The organism is Sphingobacterium psychroaquaticum (assembly GCF_004421025.1).
Taxonomy (GTDB): domain Bacteria; phylum Bacteroidota; class Bacteroidia; order Sphingobacteriales; family Sphingobacteriaceae; genus Sphingobacterium; species Sphingobacterium psychroaquaticum.
Genome location: NZ_CP038029.1, coordinates 1,312,463 through 1,335,519, shown reverse-complemented (window position 1 = coordinate 1,335,519; position 23,057 = coordinate 1,312,463). Strand labels below are relative to the sequence as shown.

The window sequence follows — 23,057 nt, the reverse complement described above, 5'->3', positions numbered from 1 at the left end:
TAGGATCGTGAAAACAATCACTTTACTTCTCACTGTGTTCCTCTGCCAAGTCAGTGCCCATAGCATTGGCCAGCAGGTCAGTCTACAGAAAGACCGCATCAACTACAAGCAGTTTTTCACGGCTGTCCAAAAACAGACAGGCTACCGCGTCGTGTATAATTCGGCGTTGCTCGAAAACACATCCCCTTTCCGGGTCAACCTCAAGAACGAGGCGTTACCGGCTGCCCTCACCCAAGTACTGGAGCCACAGGGCATCACCTTCGTCTTGGAAGGCAAGGAGATTATTTTAACAAAATTACCACAGCGTCCCTCCATCGAAAAGGTGCAACATAGCATCACGGGTAGTGTTACCGATAGCGTGGGGGCTCCCTTGGTGGGCGCCACGATCCGGGTCAAAGGAACCGAACTAATCACGCGGACCGATTCGCAGGGACGCTTCACGGTTACCTCCGACAGGAGCACCGTCACCCTACTGATCAGCATGGTCGGTTTCCAGCTGCGCGAGGTTTCCGCCAGCACGGCAGGCAACAACCGCTATGTCCTTCAGCAATTCGTCACCTTGATGGACGAAACCGTTATCATCGGATACGGAACGCGCAAACGGAGCTTGTTGACCGGTTCGGTAGGTCGTGTCTCGGAGTTAAAGGCGGAAGAGAATATGGTAAGCAACCCTATTTCGGCACTCCAAGGAAGAATCGCCGGTCTCCAGGTACAAAATACCAGCTCCAGCCCGGGTTCTATTCCGAACTTTGTGGTTCGCGGCGTACAAACCACGCAGGGGGCAATTGGAGGTACGGGTGCCAATCCACTTATTGTGGTCGACGGTTTGGTGATCGATGCGATCGGCACACCGATGTCGCCGACATCCACCAATGCCAACTACAGTTTGGCAAACCTCAACCCGCAAGATATCGCTTCGGTTGAGGTATTGAAAGATGCGGCCTCTTCTGCCATTTATGGTGCTCGTGGTGCACAAGGTGTAATCCTGATCACGACCAAACAAGGGCAGCTAAACAGCAAACCTACCATCGCCCTCAACAGTTATTACGGGGTTACGAAGACCGAATTTGGATACCGTCCCCTGAACAGCGGTGGATATCAATCGATGTTCAATGAAGCCCGACAATACCGAATCAGCGATATCGAGCGCCAACTTCTTGCAGGCAACCTCACGCCGGGACAGATTGCCAACCTGAACACCGAAAAAGGACAATTGAACGGACAGATCAACAGCCTCCAAATGGGCGATGGCGATACGAACTGGATCGAGCAGCTGGCGCCCAACCATGCCGGCACCTACAACCTACAAGCCAGCATTAGCGGTGGAACCGCCAAAAGTGGTTACTACGTTTCCTTTGGTAAATTTGGAGAGGACAATTCCATCGGGAAAGGTCGTTTTGGGCGTAACAGTGGCAAGCTATCCTTAATTCAACAGCTGTACCCGTGGCTCGACCTGCAAGCAAACATCCAGATCTCCAACTCCGTATCCAACAATATATACAGCGATATGTACGGCGCCCTCCAAGCGCGCCCGGATACGCCCCTAGAGATCAAGACGAACAGCGACGGGAGCTATGGCTACTGGTTTGGTGCACAGCCCCACCCTTTTGCCTCTCGGGATGGCTATCGCCCCAAAGCGTCCACCTGGAACTATGTCGGTAACTTCTCCGCCAAAGCGAAGCTTACCGAAAATCTTTCCTTCCGTACAAGCCTTGCAGCCTCGCAAAGCCAGATCGAAGACGTGGAGTTTTTCACCCCGTTTTCTTACGAAGGTCAATTTAGCGCCGGACATTACAAATCCGTACAGAACAAAGGGATACGCTATACCTTCAACAACTTACTGACCTACAACGTAAACTACGACCTTCTGCAGGGCGATGTGGTGTTGGGGCAAGAATTTATGGACAACAGCTACGGCACGCGAGGATCTGTTCTGGAAGGTTTCCCGGTGAGTGAGAGCCTATGGGCACCGGGAAATGCCTCTCGCTTTAACAACAACTACACCTACCTCAATCGCGATTACCAGGAAAATTCTTCGTCTTACTTCCTGCGCACCAACTTGAGTTGGAATGGTCGTTACCTGCTGAGTGCATCCCTACGCCGTGACGGTTCGAGTAAACTGAAAAACTTCCGCTACGCGTGGTTTCCTGCCGTCTCTGCCGGGTATATCTTGAGCAAAGAATCTTTTGTACAGTCGCAACCGTGGATCGACTTCTTGAAAGTACGGGGAAGCTATGGTATTACCGGAAACATCCGCCCATTGGGTCTTTTCGATGTATCCAGCTTAGCCGGTATCCAAACCTACCTCAACCAACCGGCCCTCCAGTTGAATACCACGTTGGGTAATCCAGACCTGCAATGGGAACGCACCAAGCAGTATGATATTGGGTTGGACGGTACCTTCTGGAAAGATCGGATCCAGCTGACGGCCGAGTTTTATGTGAAACAAACCGACGATCTCATTACGAGCATCCAGATACCGATGTCCAGCGGGGGCTTTATGTCGCAACGCGCCAACTTGGGCGGTATGCGCAACCGTGGTCTCGACCTATCGCTATCGGTCGGCAACTCGTCGGCACAGCAGGGACCGTGGAAGTGGCGCGTGGGTACCGACCTGAACATCAACCGCAATAAGGTAACCGAGCTGCGCGATAACAGAATCGCTTATGGCGGCTATGCTGCGGGCGGACCGATGGGCTTTATTCAGGTCGGCAGACCGGTGGGGCTGCTGCAACTGTATAATGCGATCGGTATCGATCAACAAACGGGGGATGCTATTTATGAGGATGTTAACCAGGATGGTCTGATCAACCAAGAGGATATGGTCTACATCTCGACCGCGCAACCGAAAATATCGGGTGGCTTCCATGGGAGCCTCTCCTACAAGAAACTATCGCTATCCAGCTTATTTGTATTCTCGGCGGGCAGTAAAATCTATAACTTCAGCGAGCAGGAAGCCCGTCAATATGGCTTTGACGACTATACGGGCGTCATGGTCAATAAACCAGAGTGGGTGCTCGACCGTTGGACTGCACCGGGTTCCGACAGCCGTTATCCAAGAGCTGTGGTGGGACCACATGGAGCCGGGATGACGACCGACTGGAATACGCGTGTATCAACCCTATATCTATATAATGCGTCCTATGTACGCTTGAAAAACTTAACCCTAGCTTACGATCTGACATCGACAAAGTTGAAAAACGCAGGGATCGGATCGTGCCGTGTGTATGTAGCGGGACAGAATCTCTTTATCATAAAGGATAAAAACCTGAATTCCAACGACCCCGAACAAGCGATGGGCAGCGGATGGCAGCAGGCTATCGCGCCTATGCCGCGCGTCTATTCCCTAGGTTTCGATATCACTTTTTAATCTATTCCAATGAGCATCATGAAAATCATATATAAAATACAGTACAGCATCGCTTCTCTTTTGCTTGTGGCCTGCCTGCTAAGCTGCGACAAGTCCTTGGATAAACCGGTGCCCGATACCTCTATTCCATTGGAGAAGGTACAACCAGGCGACTTACCCTTGTTGCTGCGCGGTGCCTATCGCCCGTTGGGCATCTATTACCAACCGTATCCGGTGTGGGATATCTATAGCGATGATATCACTTCGATCCAAGGATCTTCGCCTGCACAATTTAATCCACGTTCCTATGACGACTGTAACCCGAATGTGCAGGATGGCTTTGGCAACGGCCGATTATACAACAGTGCCTATACCGCGATTGGTAATGCCAACTTTATTATCAACTATATCCGTACCAAAGGGCTGACGGACTACAACAGCATCTTGGGCGAAGCATTGACCATCCGTGCGTACAACTATTACCGCTTGGCAGAAGCCTACGGTGGCGTTATCCTGACCTTGGACCTGGAGACCGATATCAGTGTCATCCGCCGTGATAAGAACACCGAGGAGGAAGTTTACGCACATATCACCAAAGACTTAACGGATGCCATTCCACTGTTGGGTGATTTTAAGAGCGCCGACAATGTGAGCAAACCGGCGGCCCAGCTGCTGCTTGCTCGTACGTACTTACACTTGGGAAAAAACAAGGAAGCTTATGACCTATCGGAAGAGGTGATCAAAAGTGGAAAAAACAAGCTGAGCGAGGGCGACTTTGGCGATAACTTTCGCTATGCCAGCAAAAGCTCAGAAATGCTGTGGCGACTTTCCGAGCCCATTACCGGATACGAGCGCGGTGGACTCTATACCATGTATTCGCCCCCTCCTCCTTTCCGCGGTGCTGGCATCGGGTTAACTTGGGTAGACCCGACATTGGCGCAGTCCTACGAACCAAGCGACATCCGGGCTTCTTTACTCCTAAAGAGGCATAACAACACGATTGGGGAAGCGGTGACTTACCTGTTGAAATTCTCGACCGATACGTTGCAGCCGTCCTCCAATGCGTTTATTGTGTATCCTATAGCACGTATCAGTGAGGCTTACCTTATTTCTGCGGAAGCCGCTGCCCGTCAAGGACAGGTTGTCGTGACCCGCTATAACGAGCTCCGCAAGGCGCGCGGCAGCAGCCAGAAGCTGGCGACTGCATTTGCCAATACCACGGCATTCTTGGCGGAGATCGAAGCGGAACGCCGTCGAGAACTTGTGGGCGAAGGCCGACGCTGGCAAGATATGAAGCGTTTTGGGAAAGCGATTCCATATCTGCAAAGTAAAGGTCAAGATGCTACACGGTTGTTCCTCCCGTTCAATAGCACGGAACTGCTGCGCAATATCAAACTTTCCCAAAATAAAGGGTATTAAAAGAAAAATGGAGCTGTATACGGGATACAGCTCCATTTCTTTTAAAGCATCATCTGCTTTCCTTACGAGGAATCTTCTTCGGGGTTCGTGGTGCTTCGCCATCTACATATCAATACTATTTTTCACTTCTTAGGAAAAAGTCTACCCAAAGTCATTAACCAGATTGAACTGTTTTTAGAAACCAGAAAACAGTACAAATAAGAGCCTTTGTTATTTTCTTATAATAGTTTACTTTTACGTTACACAACACTAAATAATCAATTATATGAACATGCTATTCCTCAACGTGGGCGGATTGGAACTTATTGTCATTCTGCTTCTATCCCTCATTTACATCTACACATTCTATCACGCCATCACGAACCCGAACCTCACAGGCAACCTACGCATTGTATGGATAATCGTTCTTCTGGTGCTTAATGGACTCGGTGTTATCTTGTACTGGTTGTTTGGAAAAAACGGTTCAAGGTAAAACCAGGAGCATAGATTTAAATCCCCTTGGTGAAGAAATTTTTAGTTTCCCATTGCTTTTGTTAATTTGTGCTGATTAAACAGCCAAAGGATCATCCATCATGAGAAACAACACCAAGCTTACCAATGCAAGTATCGAGTCGGCAGGACTACCAAAAGACCCGGCACAGGCTATTGCCGAATATATATGGAACGGCTTTGATGCCCGCGCCAGCAAAATCGCGATAGACTACGACAGCAATGAATTGGGTTATATCCATAAGCTTGAGATTGCCGACAATGGTGAAGGGATGCCGCATGAGGAGCTGACACTGGCCTTCGGAAACTTCTTGGATTCGACCAAACGCCACGCCGTAAAGCGTAGCTCCTATACCCGTGGTAAAAAAGGGAAAGGTCGTTTTTCCTTTTCGCTGTTTGCGACCCATGCCAGCTGGTACACCACGTACAGCGAAGACGGCAAAAACTACACGTACAAGATCGAGATCGACCGTGGACAAAAGGAAAACTACGAGGTATCCGCACCAGAAGAAAGCAAAACGGCTGTTCCTGGCACTACGGCTGTCCTACAAGGAATATTCGGCTTAAAGGACGACTACCTCCACTCGCCTGAGTTTATTCATTTCTTGGCGCAAGAATTTGGTTGGTTCTTGTTCTTGAACCGCGATCGTGGCTTTGAAATCCGTATCAATGGGGAACTGTTGGACTACAGCCAGCTGATTGCGGAGAGCGACCAGACGACCGTAACACTTTACACGCCAGATGAACAGAGTACCGCTCAATTTAATATCCAATATATCCGATGGAAGGAAAGTATTGGTGACCGCTATTACTACTATTTCCTAGATTCGGAGAAGAAAGAAGTCAGCAAGCTCCTGACCAGCTTTAACAACAATGCGATTGATTTTCACCACAGTGTGTACATCCAATCCAATTTCTTCGATAATTCGGAAGAAGAGCTGTTCTTAGCGGATGACAATACCTTATTCAGCCACAAAGAGCAACAGGTTCTCTTCAAGCGACTACAAGCTGAGCTACGTGATCTTTTGGATCGCAAGCAAAAGAAATATGTGCTAGAGCAGGCCGTGCAGGGTAAGATCCAGGAGTTAGAAGATAAGCTGCTCCTGCCCTACTACAGTCCCGCACCGGCCGACCAGCAACGCAAAGGCGTGTTGATTGCATTGATCAAGGAAATTTATACAGCAGATCCAAAAGTTTTTGTCGGCATGAAACCGGAGCTCACACGTACCTTTTTGGGGCTCTTCGACCTGCTGTTGCAAACCGACCGCCGCGAAGATTTACTACCCGTGATCACACAAAGTGTAAAGCTTACCGATAAGGAATATGCACGTATAAAGGCGATTATTTAGAACTACAAACCACCAACTATTTCCCTCGCATCCACAAGCTAGCACGGACTAACAGGATCAGCACTGGAACTTCAACCAGTGGACCGATAACGCCGACAAATGCTTGTGGGGAGTGAATACCGAACACTGCAATGGAGACAGCTATGGCCAATTCAAAGTTATTGCCTGTGGCAGTAAAAGCGATCGCAGCATTCTTATCGTATGGCACGCCTAACGATCTGTTGATAAAGAAGCTCAAGACGAACATCAGTACAAAGTAGATAACCAAGGGTATCGCTACGCGGACCACATCCATAGGAAGTGCGACAATACGGTCGCCTTTCAAACTGAACATCAACACGATCGTGAAGAGCAGGGCATACAGTGTAATAGGTGAAATACGTGGAATAAACGTATGGTTGTACCACGCAATCCCTTTGGTTATGGTCAGAATAAATCGGCTCAAGAAACCCGCTAGAAAAGGAATTCCGAGATAGATAAGTACACTTTCAGTTACATCACGCATGGAGACCTCCACCTGAAAATCGGCTATACCCAATGTCCGCGGCAACACATTGATAAACAGCCATACAAAAAAGCTGTACGTAAAGACCTGGAAAATACTGTTTAATGCGATCAGCAGGGCGGCATATTCTCGGTTTCCCTTAGCCAGGTCATTCCACACAATGACCATCGCAATACATCGCGCCAAGCCGATCAGGATTAAGCCAACCATATAATCGGGCTCATCGCGCAAAAAGAGAATGGCCAATGCAAACATCAGGATGGGGCCGACCACCCAATTGAGGAGCAAAGAGATACTGATGACCTTCTTATCACGAAAAGCGTGCGGGAGCAAGGAATAGTCGACTTTAGCGAGGGGTGGATACATCATCAGGATCAATCCGATCGCCAACGGAATATTTGTGGTGCCCACCGAAACGGTATCCATCCGCTGGGCAATCTCCGGAAAGAAAAAACCCAATCCCACGCCAAAAGCCATCGCCATAAAAATCCAAAGGGTGAGGTAACGGTCCAAAAATTTTAGTCGGGGCTGCATCATGATCGTTTAATTTTTGAGAAAACATAAAACATGGCAGCAGCAATCTCAAGGCTGCGTGCCGCATAGACTGCGCTTTGTTCAGCGGTACCATCCGACTGCTTCGGATCTTCAAAAGGAAGAGAAATCCGCTTCTCGGCTCCCGCAATAAAAGGGCATCCTTCATCCGCCTGCGTGCATGTAAGCACGGCCGCAAAGTTGGTTGCTGGATTAAAAGGGCTGTCGTATACTTTCGAGAACCCGATAATAGGCCGAGCATTATCCTGACACTTCATGCCATAAATTGGGTTTGCAACTTCAGCAAGAGTACTGGCTGTAAAGCCCTGCGCGATGAGTGTATCGAGGATTTTAGGAAACAGCGCCGTAGCCTCGGTACCGCCCGAGTAGCAGGTCACACGTGGAACACCAAAGTATATTGCTGCCGTTTCGGCCCATACCTGCGCCAAGTGGCTCCGGCGGGAGTTGTGCATACAGATAAAGTTGAGGTCGACCGCTTGTGCGCGACCGACTTTCTCCTGGATATAATCAATAAGAGGCTGCAACTGTTCACGGCGCTCCGGACCTACCTCGTGCCCCTGCAGCACGTGCGCTATCGTATGGGATAAGGCTGGATACATCATGGTACTAAACTAAATTAACAACAGCCTGAACCTGGGGTGCACGAAGAAGCGTTACTGATTGGCAGCTGGGATAACGTTACTTTTGTTTTTGCGCCCGGGATACCGCACGCATCTTCCGCTAGACATGCGGTGGTCTTGTTTTTTAAGACAAAATTTGATCCATTGAATGCCAGGTCGTACTTGCCAATCGTCGTACTTTGGTATTCCACTTCGATCTCACCATCGACCATCCCTAATTTTTCTTCGGATAGATTAATGATATGCAACAGCTTCCCTGGTTTTAAACGGTGCTCGTAGTCGTCCGCATTCCATAGCTGGAAGTTCACCACCTGTTCCCTCCGAATAACACCACCGCAGTCGATAAAGTGTTTCGTAATCTGTCCGACTTCCGTAACGTGGAAGTGTTCGGGAACAAAAGTTCCGTCCTCTAATTGAAAAGCTACATTCGATAATGTAGGTAGGATTTCTTTGATTTCTGTCAGTGTCATCTTGTTCTTTTTTTATTCTGCCGAAGCAGCGATTATTGAATTTGTTTATTAGTTCTTGTACATATAGAAGATACTATCATCGTAATATACCGATACGTATAGATAAAAAAAAGCTTAACAGCACCTATCTATTTTCACATCTTGATTGAAAAAACCATTAAAATGCAATTGGAATTGTTTCCATACCTTTTCATCGATACAGTAGCATACCGATTTACCTTCGACTGAACCCTGGATGATTCCGCTGTTCTTTAATTCTTTAAGATGCTGTGATATGGTAGCCTGCGCCAAGCCAAGTTCATCGACAAGATCATTACAGATACAAGCCTTTTGGTCGATAATATATTGGAGGATGGCAATACGAGCCGGATGCGCCAATACCTTCAGCAAGGAGGCTAATCTATTTTGCTCTTCCGTGTATATTTCTGTCTTTGTTGTTCCCATGCTGCACAATTAACATCGCAATATTACGATATTAATTTTATTTTTCAAAATGAGTCTCATTTAATTTAGGATCATCTTGGAAAAAAGTTTGTTACTTATCTAGTCCCTAGATCCCTCCACAATATGGTTTACCTTTTAAACAACAATGGGCGGGGGCAAGCCCAGCCCCTACGCATGATTTTCTTTCTACTGTAGGGGCTACCCTTGTGATCGCCCTCGCCAGTCATAGTTTGTAAATCATTCCGAGATACAATCAACCTAGGTTAGAAGATTGCCGCACCTTCGTACCTCAGGTTCGCAATGACGTATCTACGAACTACTTTCCTACTCCCTACAAACCACTACTAACTTTCCTATATCAACTACGAACTAAACTCTACAAACCACTAACTTTCCTATATCAACTACGAACTAAACTCTACAAACCACCAACTACTCTCTACAAACCACCAACTACTCTCTACCAACTAAAAACAACTTCACGGCATGATGCACGGCACGTGCAGTTAAAGCCATATAGGTTATGGATGGATTTTGTGTGCCAGTGGAGGTCATGCATGCACCATCGGTGACATAAACATTTGGACATCCATGCATCTGATTGTGCGCATTGAGAATCGATGTCTTTGGATCATGCCCCATACGAGCACCGCCCATTTCATGGATATCCAGACCCGGATTCTGCTGGTTACGATGCTGCTTGATATTTTTAACCCCAGCCTTCTCCAAAATAGCGGTTCCCTGCGTCAAGAAATCTTCCATGCTTTTGAAATCATTTTCTTGGTACCCCACCGAAGTAACCAGTTGCGGCATACCGTATGGATCAACCTCCGTCTCGCTCAGTCGGACGTGGTTCTCTGCAACAGGAATAGTTTCTCCTTGCATCATCATGGACACCTGCCAGCGGCCCGGCACCAGTAGTGCGTCTTTGAAAGCCGCTCCCAGTCCGTCCCCCTCCTGCTGCCCACGCGTGCGATAGGCAGAAAAGAACAAAGCATACCCCCGTAAGAAATCGGCCTCTTGTTTTGCCACATTCCGGAAATTGGGAATCAGCGGTTGCGTAGGCCTGCGTCCATAATAGTAACTATCTTCAAACCCTTCAACCTCGCCAGAAAGGCGCCCCATATAGTTGTGAAAAGCGATATACTTACCCAGCAGTCCGCTATCGTTACCTAATCCGTTAGGAAAGCGTTTGGATTTAGAATTGAGCAAGATCTGATTGGTCGCCAAGGCGGAAGCATTGACGAAGATAACCGCAGCGTAAAACTCTTGGCGTTCATGCGTCTGTTGATCGATTATACGGACACCAATTGCCTGACCTTTACCTTCGTCGTAAAGGATAGATTCCACGATAGACCCGGGGCGGAGCGTCAGATTTCCCGTCTTCGCCGCCCACGGCAAGGTGGACGCATTGGAGCTAAAGTATCCACCAAACGGACATCCGCGGCTACAGAGCGACCGAGCCTGACATGACGTGCGCCCTTGTGCAATATGAACCGCTTGCGGCTTCGTCACATGTGCACAGCGACCATGCAGGACCTGCCTATCGGTGTAGTTTCGTGCCACCTCTTGCTGAATCATCTGCTCGACGGCATTTAGCTCAAAAGGAGGTAAAAACTCTCCGTCTGGCATAAACGCATTGCCTTCTTTCTTGCCCGACACCCCGATAAAACGCTCCACATGGCTGTACCAAGGCGCAATATCCCGGTAACGAATGGGCCAGTCGACAGCAAAGCCATCACGTGCCGGTCCTTCGAAATCAAAATCAGACCAACGCTGTACCTGCCGTGCCCACGTGAGAGACTTTCCGCCCACCTGATAGCCACGGATCCAGTCAAACGGCTTTTCTTGAATATAGGGCTGCTCTTTATCCTTGGTAAAAAAATGCAACGCGTCCTCCCGAAAGGCATAGCAACGTGCGGCTATTGGGTTCTCCTCGGCAACCGACTTGGGCAGTTGGTTACGGTGCGGAAATTGCCACGGATCGAGGTACGCTGTCGGATAATCCTTCAGATGCTTTACATCCCGCCCACGTTCCAAGACCAAAGTCTTGAACCCCTGTTCACAGAACTCCTTGGCAGCCCAACCGCCCGAAATCCCGGAGCCAATCACAATAGCATCATACTGATTATCTGTAAGCATTATTTGTTTTTAATTTTAAACGTAATATGAATTAAAAGATGGGCGACCGCAGGGGTTGCCCATCCTTATTTATAACATAGATTGCCACGTCGCTGCGCTCCTCACAATGACGAACTGCTGTGTAAACTATACCGTCATCCCGACTAGGGCCAAATCCATGGTTCCAGTATTATTTTGCACCGCCCCTCCCATCTTCGCAAATGTCGCCTGAGGAATATTTTGCTTCTGTAGAAACTTGCCCTTGCACGGACCATTTCCTGCAAATATTCCTAGCGACGATTTTTTGCTTCCTTTTTTAGAAAAAAAGGAAGATGCCCGGCCGGCATAGAGGCCTTCGCATAAAACCTATGGACCATATCCTAAATAAGATTGCCACGTCGCTACGCTCCTCGCAATGACGAACTGCTGTGTAGACTATACCGTCATCCCGACTAGGGCCAAATCCATGTTTCCAGTATTATTTTGCACCGCCCTTCCCATCTTCGAGAATGTCGCCTGAGGAATATTTGCTTCTGTAGAAACTTGCCTTTGCATGGACCATTCCCTGCAAATATTCCTAGCGACAAGGTTTTGCTTACTTTTGGCTTCAAAAGGAAGATGCCCGGCCGGCATAGAGGCCATAACCTAACCTTAACCTATTTCACTCAACTGTACTTTCCCGCCCGTAGCCTTACTCCGTTGACCGGCCTCCATAAACTTAAATATCTCGATTGTCTCCTCGGGTGGTACCGGCACTTTACCGGTATCAAAGAAAGTCAATATCTCAGCCACTAGCGGACCATAGCCTGCAAACGGCCCAAGTTGGGATATGCCCGTCTCCCCAAAAGCGATACCCGCAATATTAGACGCCCCTTTTCGGATACCGCGTACCGTTCCAATACGGCCGTCGGACCAGATACCTACCATTTGCTCCTGGTCAGGACTGAATGCGCGGAACACCTCCTTACACCCCGTCCCCATCACCGTAAAGAGCATTTCGATACCGTGGATCATGTACCACGCTTGATCGATATGGTTCGGTTCGATTTCTGCGGGTGTATACACATCAGCCCCCATCACCTTACCAATCTTACCGCCCTTCACCTCGCGTACCAGCTTATCATAACGGAGGGACGAAGACGAGAACACCGGCACATTGTTTTTCTTTGCCAAGTCGAAGATCGCTTTCACCTTATCCAAGTTTTCAGCCATCGGTTTATCGATAAACAACGGTTTCTTCGCTTTGATAACTTTCGTTGCTTGCTCTAAATGCACACGTCCGTCGTTCGACTCCAACAAGATGTAATCCACCTGCTTGAGCAGCTGCTCAATGGAATCTACAATTTGTACGCCCATTTTTTGCACGGCATCTATAATACCTTGCTTCATGCCCAAGGCCGACGGGATATCCTTACTCCCGTGCGGGTAAGCCGCTACCACGCGATAACCACGGTCTTTGAGGCTCCCCTCATTGATATCCTTGGTAAACATCTCACTGTGGGAGGTATCCAGACCGATAATCCCAATTTTCTTATACGTCTGTTGCGCAAAGGCCGGTATTGTTGGCAGGGTAAGTGCGGCTGTGCCGACACCTACCATACCCAGTTGTTGTATAAACGCTCTTCTGTTTGTTCGTTTCATGCGATTAGAATTTAGGCATATCCGGTAAACTAAAACCATTGTGGTAGCGGTGCTTAATCCACTCGCTGGCTGCATCTTTAGCATTCAGCTCCACATATTGTCTATTGAACCGAGGGTCACCATCGACTACGCTGAACTCATCCACCGAAACAATCTTCAGCTTATCTGCTGCACTGATATTGGTAAACTCCATGCGTTCCCCATCCCACAGCAGGTCGCGGTGCAATGCTTGTAGGCGCACCGCCAAGACGCCCATCACCACCATCTCATTGAATGGCCCCGAGAACCCAAAGTTAGAACTCGCCTCTTTGCGGCTGCTTGGGGACTCCTTGGCGGCACGGATCCAATCCTGCTCATGCGCATTGGTGTTCCAGATATCCCCATTTCCACCCTTCACCCGTGGGATCCACGGCTTAGGTTGCGCAAAATGGTTCATCTCCGTAACAGGCAGCAAGGTAGCATTCATCCCGTAACATCCCGTCATGATCTTACCTTTCTTACCCACGAAAATAATTCCGCCATTCTCATCGCCCATCATCTGTCCCGGTGCAAGCTCTTGTGGTCGCTCCGGCACCAAGCCACCATCATACCAATGTACTTTCACTTCCGGCATATTGACTTTCCCTTTCTTCGGACGAGCCGGGAACGTGTACTGTACCATCTGCGCGTGTGGAGGTGAATACAGGTTGCTCAAAGTAGAGCTACCGTTCACTTTGGTCGGGTATTTAAGGTCAAGTGCCCAATAGATCGGATCCATAATATGGCAGGCCATATCCCCTAAGGCACCTGTTCCAAAATCCCACCATCCACGCCAGTTCCATGGTGTGTAAACGCTGTTGTACGGACGATTCTCGGCTGGGCCTAAGAATAGATCCCAAGCCAATGTATCAGGCACCGGCATCGCATCTTTAGGCTTCATCAACCCTTGTGGCCAAATTGGTCTATCGGTCCAGCAATGTACTTCGTAAACCTCACCAATAGCATCCGACTGGATCCATTCCGCAATCTGGCGGCACCAGTCGAAAGAGTTCCCTTGGTTACCCATCTGGGTGGCTACCTTATGTTTTTTAGCCAGGTTGGTCAATAAACGAGACTCATAAACCGAGTGAGTCAAGGGCTTTTGAGTGTAACAGTGCTTACCCAATGTCATGGCATGTGCCGACACCAAAGCGTGTGTATGGTCTGGTGTCGCCACCATCACGGCATCAATCGAGTTGCCCATCTGATCGAACATCTCCCGCCAATCTTTAAACTGTTTGGCTTTCGGGTAATCGTTAAATGTTTTTTTGGCATATTTCCAATCCACATCACACAAAGCCACAATATTCTCGGTATTCATATTGGCCAGGTTACGACGGCCCATGCCGCCGACACCGATGCCTGCTATATTCAATTTATCACTGGGAGCCACATGCCCTAATGTTTTTCCCAATACGTTGCTCGATACAATCGTAAAACCGGCAACGGTAGCGCTATTCTTAATAAAGTTTCTTCTGTCCATTGTTAATAGTTATCATTTTGTACTAATACCCCGTTGGAGCGGTCAATTTCAATCTGTGGAATCGGGAAAGGCCAGCTCTTATCGCTTGCATCTCGTCCTTTATCGGCAAAGCCGTATTTCTGGAAAAAGGCTTTCATGGTCGTTGCATAGGTTCCCCAACGCACCAAATCATAAAGTCTAAATCCTTCCAAAGCCAACTCGTGGCGACGCTCCGCCTTGATCGCTTCCAGCACATTATCGGATGCTTTAATCGCATAGGTTGTGTTGAATTCACTCTCCGAAACAGCCTTCAGCCCTTCGCCAAATGCTCTAAAGATTGCTGGACCATCGACGATGGAGGTCGTCACGTAGGCACGCTTGCGCACTTCATTGACATAAGGCAATGCTTCCGCCGCACTTCCGCCCGACCGCACGATCGCTTCTGCATAGACCAGCAACACTTCCGCATAGCGGATCCAATACGGTTGCCAGTTGCTGCGTTGCAGGTCGTTGTTTTGGCGATACTGCTGTGGTACAAATGCTTTACGGCTATGTTGCAGATCGAAATCATTGAAATAGCCCCGGTAGTTATGCACTTCCTGACCACCAGTGGATGTTTTAAAAATATCGTTATGACTGATGATGGTGAACATCTTACGTGGATCGGCTGGATCGAACGAAGCGGCCAAATCGCGCGTCGGGGTGTTACCTCCCCATCCGCCAACATTGTTACGCCCCACATTCATGATCGCGAAAGCATCTCCTCCCAAACCATAAGCCGGATCAAATTTGCGCATCACGCCCAGAATACATTCCTTCGAGAATGGGCCTACCTGGTAATCGCCACGAAACAGATCCTGGAAATCTGGCAACAGGTTTAAGCCCCCGTTTTTAACCACATCCCCTGCCGCATCCTTAGCCAAGGTATATTCGGCTTTTGCATCTCCCGTGAGCACCCCTTGCTCCATCAATCCGCCTAAAAACAACGCGGCTCTAGCCTTCAAGGCTAAGGCAGCATCTTTCGTGACGCGCCCTGTTTCGGCACTTGTCAAAGCAGAACTACGTGGTAAGTTGCTTTCCGCAATAGCCTCATCCAAGTCTTTATATACTTGCGCCCGGAGTTCAGCCAACGATGCTTTTGCTTTTCGCGTGGATGGATCTTCCACCTGGATAACCAAAGGCACTTCCTTGAAAACGACCAGCAGATCGAAATAATACCAGGCACGTAAGAACTTAACCTCAGCGATATAACGTTTTACCGTTTCTGCTGATACCGGCTTGCCGTCCTGGATGAGGTTGGCCCCTTCCTTCACAAATCCTTCTAATGCAATATTACAGTTACCGATTCCTTTAAAGCGATTGGCCCAGGTTTCAAACAACAAGGCGTTGGAAGCCAAGGGACGACCGCGCCCCACTTCGGTCGTCTGCGGGCGATCCCCCGGATCGGACCCACCGGCTCCAGCATTATCGACCACCTCATCGCCGATCGCTACTTTATTGACCGTAAAGCCCCAGCCATCCATCATGGGCTGGTAACAGCTTGTCAGGAGTTTCATGCCGGCCCCATCGGTCTTAAAAAATTCACTTTGATTCAAGATCCCGTATGGATCCCTATTTAGATAGTCCTTTTTACATCCCATCGGTATTAATAAAGCCGATAGCACGCAGGCTTTTAGAATTCTTCTTTTCATTACTTAAAAGCTTAAGTTAACACCAAACATGTATGATTTTGCGACCGGATAGTACCCTTGGTCGACGCCCATGCTGAGCGGCGATCCACTACCAATTTCCGGATCAAGCCCCGTGTACTTGGTAAACGTAAACAGGTTGTATGCCCCTGCCCATACGCGTAACCGCTGTATACGTGCCTTTTGCAACCAAGCGTCGGGCAAGGTATAGCCCAGCTGCACACTCTTGATACGCAGGTACGAACCATCCTCGACCAACCAATCCGAAATCTGTAGGTTGTTCTGATTCGCTGCACTGATCTTAAACTGGCTGTTCGTCGGGTTCGTTGGAGACCATGCTTCAGCCATCAGATCTTTTGGTGCATTGTACCATCCCACACCCGATTTCATATCGATCTTCGCAATATTCATGATATCATTACCCAAGGTTCCCTGACCCAAAATCTGAAGGTCAAACCCTTTGTAATCGGCCCCTAAACGGAAACCATAGGTCAGGTCTGGAAATGGATCTCCAATATCCGTCCGATCCAGGTTATTGATCTTCCCGTCTTTGTTGATATCTACAAAACGTAGATCTCCCGGACGCGCGCCCTCTTGGACGTAACCGTCGACCTCTGCTTGGCTCTGGAAGATACCATCGGTCTTGAAACCGTAATAGTAACCGATAGGCTTACCTTCTTCGGTCATGGTGGTGGTATATGATATCCAACCGCCACCCGTGATCGGCTCGCCGCCGCCTAAGCTTAGGACTTTGTTTTTCACGGTAGACGCATTTGCCGCAATGGTATAACCAAATTCACCGACTTTATCTTTATAGGCGATATCAAACTCTAAACCGGAGTTTTGTACACCACCGGCGTTGGACCACGGACTATTTGGGAAGCCCAGGTATGCTGGCAATGGCACATTAAGCAACATTCCATCGGTTGTCTTTTTGTAGTAATCGAAATTGAAATGAAGCTTATTTTTCAAGAAAGCAAGTTCCAGACCCACATCCAGTTGCTCGGTCTGCTCCCACTGTATACCGGCATTACCAATGTAATTACTACCACCGATCAACTGCGGATTGCGCGGCCCAAAGAGGTAATATCCCATATTGCCTGAATAGGTGGTTAGGTATGCTCCACGGCTGATATTTTGGTTACCGATCATCCCCCAGCTTAAGCGTAGTTTACCAGCATCCAGCCATGGCATTGATGCCATAAAAGGCTCTTCAACGAAGTTCCAACCGGCAGAAACAGAAGGGAATGTTCCCCATTTTTTGCCATTCCCAAAATTTGAAGAACCATCGTGACGTAAGTTGGCTGTCACCATGTATCTATTTTTGTAGGAATAAAAAGCACGTCCAAAGTACGAGTTCAGGGCATTTTCCCATTTCGTACCCGATGCTTGCGGGTTGATCGATCCTGCATCGATAATCCACTGGCTTGGATCATTTGAAACTAAGCCCTGGCGCGAAGCACCTGAAGACTCACCTTTCCACTGTTCGGCGGAGGTTCCTGCCATCAACGAGAACTTATGGTCCAGAATCTGTTTTTCAAAAGTCAATGTATTTTCCCAAACGTAGTAGTTGGTCAATGAGTTGGATGCACCGACGGTCGCATCATTGTTAAACTGATTTCCGTTCAGGTAATATTTAGGTTGGAAATAGTTGGATACGCTTCGTCCCAGATCGAGACCCAAGCTACTCCGGTATTTTAACCACGGCATGATCTTGATATCCAACGCACCGCCAGCTTTGATTGCAATTCCTTTCCAACGGTTATTTTTATAGATATCGGTCTGTGCTACGGGGTTTTCCTTATTCGTCATCAGGATAGGACCATACATAGACCATGGATTGTTAGGATCTATTTTATCCAGGAAGAATCCATCTTTCAGGAATCCAGGAATATCTTGTAGATCGCGGCGATATACCTGTGAAATAGGATCGGCCACGAAAGCAATAAATGCGGTATTGAAACCCGGGCTTCCTTCTAGCACATTCCCACGCCCTTCACTGATCAACCCGAAATTACCGGACAATGTCATCCATTCGCGTAGGTTATGGTTGAAGTTGGTACGCCATGACATACGGTCGTAGTCGGAACCATTGATAATCCCCTCTTGATCCATATAGTTGAAGCTCGTTCTATAGGCCAAATCTTTGATCCCTCCGGACACCGCAAAATCATAGCTCTGTACTACTGCATCTTTGTTGTTGATTTCTTTCCACCAATTGGTACCTTCCTCGGAGCCCGTGTTGGTTTTTAAGAATTTCAATACTTCGGCTTTATTCTGCTCCGAGAAGTACGGATCCAAACCGGCGTTTACATTCGCCAAATTTTTATATTCCATAAACTCCTTGGCATTCATCATATCATAGGTTTTTATGGGATTCTGGAAGCCTACGTAGCTATCGAAAGAGATTAGATTGCTTAGCTCATTGCTCCGCTGTGCACCTTTTGCGGTAGTGACCATAATCACCCCATTGGCCGCACGTGAACCATAGATTGCTGTTGCCGAAGCATCCTTCAGCACTTCCATGCTCGTAATATCGTTGGGGTTCAACCAACCGATATCGGTTTGAGGCAATCCATCCACCACGTAGAGCGGGTTGTTGTCATTGACTGTTCCGATCCCGCGAATACGTACCGCTGGAGGTGTCCCTGGACTTCCTCCGGTAGAGGTTACCTGCACCCCTGCGGATTGTCCCTGAAGCCCTTCTACGGCATTGCGGATCGGCATATTTTTGATCGCGTCGCCATCTACTTTAGAAACGGCTCCGGTAAGATCTCTTTTCAATTGGGTACCGTATCCCACGACGACCACTTCCTCCAAATCGCGTAACTGCTCTTGCAGTACAATGGAGATGTCGGCTTTTCCTTGGGTCGGTACTTCTTGAGATAAATAACCGAGGGCACTAAACACCAAGGTGCTGTTCTCGGTCGGTACTTCAAGCGCGTATCGTCCATCCTGATCGGTACTGGTACCTACCGCAGTCCCCTTTAGGACAATACTGATGCCCGGCAGCTGCTCCCCTTTGGCGTTGGTTACCCGCCCGCGTACCTGCTGCTGCTGTTTTGCTTCTTCGCGCAACGCCGCGTTGCTCCCCGCTGTAGTGGCGTTGATCTCACGTAGCGTGATGACCTTCCCGTTCACCTGATAGGTAAAAGGTTGTCCCGCAAAAAGCAAAGGCAAAGCATCCACGATAGCCTTTCCTTTGAGCTTAATCGAAACAGGTCGCGCCTTACGCAGCAAATCTTCTTTTGCGACGAAGGAGTAATTGGTTTGTTGTTGGATCTGCACCATGATGTTCTTGAAAGAAGCATCGCGGAGATCTAGGTTTACTTTTTGGGCTAAGCTATTTGCACTTAGCTGAAAGGTAAACACCAACGTGAGGAAAAACGTTAATTTCATAATTAGCCACATTATATTTGGTCGGCCGCCGAACCAATGCACACGTAAATTCCTCATGCGCATAGGTATGGCATAAACAATATTATTCATACTTTTGTAGTGTTAGGTTTATAAATTAAGTGGTTACACAACTCTTCTTGCATTACCTAGCATCGACCGGGCGTGTTCGCAGCACCTCCGGTTTTTTTATGCTAGACAATGGTTATCATTTTGTTTTGTTAACGTTTTGATACCATAATCCTCCTTCCGTTTATTTTGAACTGAATTGTATTATAATTGTCCTTAAGGGTTTGTAGTACATCATTGAGCGGCACATCACGCTGAATCATGCCGAACACGCGATCGGATGTGATACCAGCAGGAAGATCACTGAACTCCACATCATACCAACGCTCCAACTGCCGCAAGATCTCAGGCAGGTCGTAGCTGTTGAGCATAATGATCCCATCTTTCCAAGATATATACTCTTGGGGATCGACCGTGCGCAGGGCTAACGCTTCGGTCCCCGTCGTGAAGGCTTGTTGTCCTGGTTTAAGTCGCAAACTGGTTGGATTATTCGGACTTTGAATCTCTACAGCACCTTGTTCCAAGGTGGTATGCTGCATCGCTTCATCGGTGTAGGCATGCACATTGAAACGGGTGCCCAATACACGGATCTGTTGCTTTTGGGTTTTCACAACGAAGGGTTGCAATGGATTGTGCGCGACTTCAAAGTAAGCCTCTCCATCGACCTGAACATGGCGTTCACGGCTATCGAAATGTAAGGGATAGATCAACTCGGATGCGGCATTAAGCCATACCTTGGTACCATCGTGTAATGTCACGGTATATTGTCCAGCCCGTGGTGTCGTTAGCCGTACCTGTTGTACCCCCCCTAGCCCTTCGACTGGTGAACCATCCGCATAAAACAAGGCATCGCCCTTATTTACGATCCCTTCTTGATCTTCGCGCAACACGACGACTTGTCCATTGTCCAGCGTAATCGTGGCGCGGTTACCACCGGGTTGTATAATATTCTCATGAACGACCTGCGGCGAGCTAGTCGTTCCTTCTGTATTCAAGTACCGATATGTACCAAAACCGATCGCTCCAAAGAGGAGTGCTGCAGCGGCATAGGCCAGCCAGCGCTTAAATTGGAAGTTGTTTGATGGTTTTGTCTGCTGAAACAGCTTCTTTGCAATTTGATCGCCCATGGCAGCCACGACCGTTGCATCCGCATCGGGTTCCTGATCCAGCTCCTGTAAGATAAGCTCGTGCAACACTTCGCTATGATCCGTCAGATGGAAATAGCGAAGTAACTCGTCCAGCTCGGCTTCACTCACCGACCCATCGAGATATTTTTTGAATAAATTGTTAATGTGCGCTTTATCTTCCACTGCTTTTTTCTAGGCTTATACACACGAAGGAAAAAAAGCAGCGGCTCCAGAAATAAAAAAAACACAAAAACCTCTATATCAGCATAATAATTTTAAAAAATTTGATTACCGAGATAGATGGCGAATAGGAATCCGATGCTATCAGCACTATTATGAAGCTGCCGTAATGTAAGGTTGGCTTTTCGAATATGGTCGTTTACGGTGTTCTCCGAAATATGCAACAGCTCGCTTACTTCTTTATATGATTTCCCTTCTAACTTACACAGCGTAAATACGGTACGTCGTTGTGGGGGTAATTTATCGAGTAGGCTATTCAGTATTTGTTTGTTCTCCGCCGAGCAGATATGCTCTTCGACGTGCATATAAATGCGCTGCTCAATAGGCTGCAAAGCGGCACGCATCCGCTTATCGTAATACGCACGACGAATGACATTCTTCGCCATATTGACTGCAATAGCGAAGAGGTAGGCTTTGAACGGTTTTTCGCAGTCGATTTGATCACGTCCTTTCCAGATATTCAAGAACAGATCTTGTACCTGCTCCTCCACGAGCTCACGCGATTTTAGGATACGCAGCAAATTACCGATCAGCCGATCTTTGTAGATATGGTAGATCTGTTCAAAGGCATCATGATCCCCTTGTTTCAATCGATACACAAGCTCTCGCTCGTACTGATTGTCTGTTGGTTGCCTATTCATCGCTATGCATTTTAGCTATATGCTACTGAATTAAGAGGTTATCTAACAAGCTGCTTTTTTAAGCCGCCGCATGAAGGTTATTACTATTGTATAATTTAGTGTTTACGTTCCCTTACTGTAGCTTAACGCTTTTGAAAGCAAGTATCGAACGATCGACACCTGTTGTAGGGAATTCTTTCCAAACATATAAAAAAAATTACAAAGGGGTATACTTTTGTTATCTTTATCCTATGCTCCATGTTACCTGTGCCCTTATCGAACACGAAGGAAAGATCTTGATCTGTCAACGCTCTGCTCAAATGAAGCTACCGTTGAAGTGGGAATTTCCGGGTGGAAAGGTGGAAACCGGTGAAAGCTATGAAACCTGCTTAATGCGGGAAGTGGAAGAGGAACTCGGACTGCGGGTTGTGGTAGGTGAACCTATGACACCGGTGGAGCATCATTACCCTGAATTTTCACTCCTGCTGTACCCTTTTCGTTGCCGGTTGGTCGGCGGCACCTTAGTGGTAGCAGAACATGCACAGGTTCGCTGGGCGGAACCGGAGGAACTCCTCCAATTCGATTGGGCAGCGGCCGACATCCCTATTGTACGCGCCTATCTTGAAGAGTAAATAAGTCTTATCCGACTTATTTCTTGGCTTTTACGGGCTGGATACTCCTGCCATTCCTCATACCTTCGCGCTTACTAAAATTCATACTTAGACACAAGAAAGCGCATGACAATCACCGTACGTAGAACGTATAAACCGCTGGCCCAAAGCGAACATTTTTTACATCATCCTTTCACAGGAAAACAAGAGCTTATGACCGTTGTGATCTACCAACAAGCGGTAGATAGTGGGGTAATATATCGGGTTACCAATCGGCTGAGTGGAACTTGGCACGGGGAAGACACCCATCAAATCCCGTCCTCTCGCTGGACACCCGAGATGAAAGCGATTCTGACGAAACAAAAACTGGAGGTTAACAAAAAACCGACATCGACCCAGATCTTGCTCTACGGTTGGGTATTGATCGCGCTATTCATTATTCCTGCCCTAGGCCTTTCCTACAACGAATACCGCAGTACGGCTAACAGCAATAAAAAGGAGGTACTGATGCATAAAGCAGCACATAACCCACAAGCTAATGACCTGTATTTCGGCGGCTATGGTATTACGCCAGAAGACGGCTCTATCCGGACAGGGTATGCCTGGATTAAAGTGGTTGATGTGCAAGGTGACAGTCTAACGGTACAGTTGGGCACCGATAACGGCTACAAAGAGGAAATTTTATCCAGAAACTACAACAGTAGTATCTTTGACGCGACTAGGTATCGTGTTGGAGGTAGGCTTGAACACGGCCTATTGCAGTTCACCTCTAAAAATAATGGCTTAACGTTTATTTTTATGGATAGTAAATAATTCCCGTAGATTTCCGTGTCTTTTTATACGATGGAATGGCCTACGTATGATGTG

17 protein-coding genes are annotated in these 23,057 nt (G+C 47.9%); 6 read left to right on the top strand and 11 right to left on the bottom strand.

Going from position 1 to position 23,057, the window contains the following annotated elements; translation table 11 throughout:
- The first annotated feature begins 7 nt into the window (after positions 1 to 7).
- The 4 genes from E2P86_RS05540 (at position 8) to E2P86_RS05525 (ending at position 6,606) form a co-directional block, all read left to right on the top strand.
- The gene (locus E2P86_RS05540; RefSeq protein ID WP_166785153.1) at positions 8 to 3,370 is read left to right on the top strand and encodes a SusC/RagA family TonB-linked outer membrane protein; all 3,363 of its coding nucleotides are present in this window, start codon (positions 8 to 10) and stop codon (positions 3,368 to 3,370) included.
- A gap of 18 nt (positions 3,371 to 3,388) precedes the next feature.
- Entirely contained in the window at positions 3,389 to 4,768 is a 1,380-nt protein-coding gene (locus E2P86_RS05535; protein ID WP_166785152.1) for a RagB/SusD family nutrient uptake outer membrane protein, read from the top strand.
- Between the two features lie 265 nt (positions 4,769 to 5,033).
- The gene (locus E2P86_RS05530) at positions 5,034 to 5,240 is read left to right on the top strand and encodes a PLDc N-terminal domain-containing protein (protein ID WP_085473890.1); all 207 of its coding nucleotides are present in this window, start codon (positions 5,034 to 5,036) and stop codon (positions 5,238 to 5,240) included.
- A gap of 100 nt (positions 5,241 to 5,340) precedes the next feature.
- Positions 5,341 to 6,606: an ATP-binding protein gene (locus E2P86_RS05525; RefSeq protein ID WP_134431389.1), complete on the top strand. Its 1,266-nt coding sequence runs from the start codon at positions 5,341 to 5,343 to the stop codon at positions 6,604 to 6,606.
- A gap of 16 nt (positions 6,607 to 6,622) precedes the next feature.
- Here the strand turns inward: E2P86_RS05525 and arsB are convergent, their stop codons facing one another.
- The 11 genes from arsB to E2P86_RS05470 form a co-directional block, all read right to left on the bottom strand.
- Complete coding sequence (arsB, locus tag E2P86_RS05520) at positions 6,623 to 7,645, bottom strand: ACR3 family arsenite efflux transporter (protein ID WP_134433993.1); 1,023 nt, start codon at positions 7,643 to 7,645, stop codon at positions 6,623 to 6,625.
- Positions 7,645 to 8,265 carry an arsenate-mycothiol transferase ArsC gene (locus tag E2P86_RS05515; RefSeq protein ID WP_240775576.1) on the bottom strand — a complete coding sequence of 207 codons (621 nt, stop codon included), beginning with the start codon at positions 8,263 to 8,265 and terminating at the stop codon, positions 7,645 to 7,647. The genes arsB and E2P86_RS05515 overlap by 1 nt, the downstream gene beginning before the upstream one ends.
- A gap of 14 nt (positions 8,266 to 8,279) precedes the next feature.
- Positions 8,280 to 8,753, bottom strand: coding sequence for a DUF6428 family protein (locus E2P86_RS05510; RefSeq protein ID WP_134431386.1), 474 nt, complete (start codon positions 8,751 to 8,753; stop codon positions 8,280 to 8,282).
- Between the two features lie 114 nt (positions 8,754 to 8,867).
- A complete protein-coding gene (locus E2P86_RS05505) occupies positions 8,868 to 9,197 on the bottom strand; it encodes an ArsR/SmtB family transcription factor (RefSeq protein WP_134431384.1) in 330 nt (109 codons plus the stop codon).
- A gap of 453 nt (positions 9,198 to 9,650) precedes the next feature.
- The gene (locus E2P86_RS05500) at positions 9,651 to 11,339 is read right to left on the bottom strand and encodes a GMC oxidoreductase (protein WP_134431381.1); all 1,689 of its coding nucleotides are present in this window, start codon (positions 11,337 to 11,339) and stop codon (positions 9,651 to 9,653) included.
- A 630-nt stretch (positions 11,340 to 11,969) separates the two neighbouring features.
- Positions 11,970 to 12,959 (bottom strand): Gfo/Idh/MocA family protein, encoded by a 990-nt coding sequence (locus E2P86_RS05495; RefSeq protein WP_085473884.1) that lies wholly within the window; start codon positions 12,957 to 12,959, stop codon positions 11,970 to 11,972.
- 4 nt (positions 12,960 to 12,963) lie between these two features.
- Positions 12,964 to 14,460, bottom strand: a complete 1,497-nt coding sequence (locus tag E2P86_RS05490) for a Gfo/Idh/MocA family protein (protein ID WP_085473883.1) — start codon at positions 14,458 to 14,460, stop codon at positions 12,964 to 12,966.
- Between the two features lie 2 nt (positions 14,461 to 14,462).
- On the bottom strand, positions 14,463 to 16,130 hold the full coding sequence (locus E2P86_RS05485; RefSeq protein WP_134431378.1) for a RagB/SusD family nutrient uptake outer membrane protein: 1,668 nt from the start codon (positions 16,128 to 16,130) through the stop codon (positions 14,463 to 14,465).
- Positions 16,131 to 16,133: 3 nt separating this feature from the next.
- A complete protein-coding gene (locus E2P86_RS05480; RefSeq protein ID WP_240775575.1) occupies positions 16,134 to 19,526 on the bottom strand; it encodes a TonB-dependent receptor in 3,393 nt (1,130 codons plus the stop codon).
- Between the two features lie 218 nt (positions 19,527 to 19,744).
- On the bottom strand, positions 19,745 to 20,902 hold the full coding sequence (locus E2P86_RS05475; RefSeq protein WP_134431375.1) for a FecR family protein: 1,158 nt from the start codon (positions 20,900 to 20,902) through the stop codon (positions 19,745 to 19,747).
- 92 nt (positions 20,903 to 20,994) lie between these two features.
- Positions 20,995 to 21,600 carry an RNA polymerase sigma factor gene (locus E2P86_RS05470; RefSeq protein ID WP_134431372.1) on the bottom strand — a complete coding sequence of 202 codons (606 nt, stop codon included), beginning with the start codon at positions 21,598 to 21,600 and terminating at the stop codon, positions 20,995 to 20,997.
- Positions 21,601 to 21,830: 230 nt separating this feature from the next.
- Between E2P86_RS05470 and E2P86_RS05465 the strand changes: the two genes are divergently transcribed.
- The gene (locus E2P86_RS05465) at positions 21,831 to 22,211 is read left to right on the top strand and encodes a (deoxy)nucleoside triphosphate pyrophosphohydrolase (RefSeq protein WP_085473950.1); all 381 of its coding nucleotides are present in this window, start codon (positions 21,831 to 21,833) and stop codon (positions 22,209 to 22,211) included.
- A 105-nt stretch (positions 22,212 to 22,316) separates the two neighbouring features.
- Positions 22,317 to 23,003 carry a hypothetical protein gene (locus tag E2P86_RS05460; protein ID WP_085473879.1) on the top strand — a complete coding sequence of 229 codons (687 nt, stop codon included), beginning with the start codon at positions 22,317 to 22,319 and terminating at the stop codon, positions 23,001 to 23,003.
- Positions 23,004 to 23,057: the final 54 nt, after the last annotated feature.